This is a genomic window from Moraxella sp. CTOTU48268 (genome assembly GCF_032069585.1).
Lineage (GTDB): Bacteria > Pseudomonadota > Gammaproteobacteria > Pseudomonadales > Moraxellaceae > Faucicola > Faucicola cinerea.
Genome location: NZ_DAMALV010000076.1, coordinates 1 through 2288, shown reverse-complemented (window position 1 = coordinate 2288; position 2288 = coordinate 1). Strand labels below are relative to the sequence as shown.

Annotated in this window: 3 protein-coding genes; 2 read left to right on the top strand and 1 reads right to left on the bottom strand. The window is 39.6% G+C overall.

Translation table 11 applies throughout. The annotated features are described in order from the left end of the window. The coding region (locus tag RT143_RS12255) for an ATP-binding cassette domain-containing protein (protein ID WP_313093373.1) at positions 1–727 on the top strand (727 nt) is incomplete at its 5' end. Positions 728–774: 47 nt separating this feature from the next. Here RT143_RS12255 and RT143_RS12250 read toward each other — a convergent pair. Beyond that, positions 775–1521: a glutathione peroxidase gene (locus tag RT143_RS12250; RefSeq protein ID WP_313093370.1), complete on the bottom strand. Its 747-nt coding sequence runs from the start codon at positions 1519–1521 to the stop codon at positions 775–777. Between the two features lie 279 nt (positions 1522–1800). On the opposite strand from RT143_RS12250, the gene RT143_RS12245 reads away from it, so the two are divergent. Then, positions 1801–2288 (top strand): YajQ family cyclic di-GMP-binding protein (locus tag RT143_RS12245; RefSeq protein ID WP_036591734.1); only part of this gene is annotated, 488 nt, incomplete at its 3' end.

Sequence of the window (2288 nt, the reverse complement as noted above, 5' to 3'; positions counted from 1 at the left end):
GTTTTTAGGGAGTTTTGATTTTCGCGGTGAGCGCATTGATACCAAAAGCAAGTTATTCTCTGGCGGTGAGCGGGCAAGACTCACCCTTGCGCTAATCGTATGGCAGCGTCCCAATGTTTTGGTATTAGATGAGCCGACCAACCACCTAGATTTGGAGATGCGGCAAGCATTGAGTATGGCTTTGCAAGAATTTGAAGGGGCGGTCATTCTGGTGTCACATGACCGAGAAATGATAGCGAATGTTTGCGATGAGCTATATTTGGTGCATGATGGTCAATGTAACATCTTTGACAATGACATCGCTTATTATAGTCAGTGGTTATCACAGACCCGTAAACAGCAAGCCAAACAAGCGAGCGATAATAAAAAGCTCGAAGACAAAAAATTAGCTGACCACAAAATAGATGTTTCACGTGAAACGTCTAACGTGCCCAATGCGTTATCCAAAGAAGAACAACGCAAAAAATCCGCTGAACAGCGTAAACTCACCGCGCCCATCCGTAAAAAAATTGAAAATGAAGAAAAACAACTAGAAAAATTCATGGCGCAGGTGGGTGAGATCGAAGAAAAGCTGGGTGATGCAGGTCTGTATGATGATAGCCAAAAAGCCGAATTACTGAAGCTACTCGATGAACAAACCATTCTAAAAGGACAAATTGAAGAAGTCGAAGAGCAAGTAATGAATTTGATGATGGCACTTGAAGAGATGGAAAATAATTTTAACTAGCCAATAAAAAAGACAGCCTAGACTGTCTTTTTTTATTTAATCAAACATTATTTTGCATCAGCAAAATATTTTTGTAAGTCATCATTACCACCGATGTGTTTGCCACCGATAAACACCTGTGGGGTAGTTTCACGACCAGTAATGGCTCGTACTGAGGTAATACTGGCGTCTTTACCAAGTACGATTTCTTCAAACTCGAAACCCTTTTGTGTTAACGTTTCTTTGGCTTTGGCACAATGTGGGCAACCAGGCTTGGTAAAAATTGAGACAGAAGGTTTGTCTTGCCAGTTTGGGTCAATATATTTAATCATGGTATCGGCATCTGATACTTCGTATGGGTCATCACTGCCGCTGTCTTGGGGTTCGTCAAAGATTTTGACGATTTTGCCATCATCGACCAGCATCGAATAACGCCATGAACGTTTACCAAACCCAATTGCTGAGTCATCAATTAAGCGTCCCATCGCTTCCGCAAACTCACCGTTACCATCTGGGATCACTGTCACATTGCTACAGTCCTGGTCTTTTGCCCAAGCATTCATAACAAAGGTATCGTTGACCGAGACACACACGATGTCATCAACGCCTAGTTTGGCAAATTCAGTTGCCAATTCATTGTAGCGGGGTAAATGCAGTGATGAACACGTTGGTGTAAATGCTCCTGGTAAAGCGAACAATACTACTTTTTTGCCTTTAAATAATTCGTCCGTGGTAACATCCACCCATTTGCCTTGCTGTTGGGTATGAAAAGTCACGCTTGGCACTTGTTTGCCAATCATATCGCTAAACGCCATGTCCTACTCCTTATTATCGTAAATTGTTATACTACATTTTTTAGTAAATGACCTATTTGCTTACTCATTATACAAACAAATAAGGTAAAAAACTGTAATCAGCGTTATTAAAAAGTTAATTATTTTAATAAGTATTTTAAATCATTATTTAATTTATGATTTATTTTATATGATTAACTGTGGTGATAACACTGCGTCAATTGTTAAAAACTGACAAAATCAGTTATGATAGGGCAGATTTTTTAGATTTTATTCAACAAATTTGATAAGGAAAACCTCATGCCATCATTTGACGTGGTTTCAGAATTACAGTTATTTGAAGTTAAACATGCCGTACAAAATACCGAGAAAGAAATCGCCACCCGTTTTGACTTTAAAGGCAGCGACATTAAAGTCGAACTCAATGAGAAAGACAAAAAAATCACCATCACCGCAGACAACGAGTTGCAGATGGAAAACGTGTATGCCATGCTTGAGAAAAACATGATAAAACGTGGGGTAGATTTGCAGTCGCTCGACCCACAGGATAATCAAGGCTCGGGCAAACAAATGAAAAAGGTAGTCAATCTCAAAGATGGACTTGATGGTGATACCGCCAAAAAAATCAGCAAGGCATTAAAAGAGTCGGATTTGAAAGTATCGGCAGCGATTCAAGGCGATAAAGTACGGGTCAATGATAAGAAAAAAGATACGCTACAGCAAGCGATGGCGTTTTTGAAAGAAAAGCAATTTGGCGTGCCACTGCAATTTAATAATTTTAAAGACTA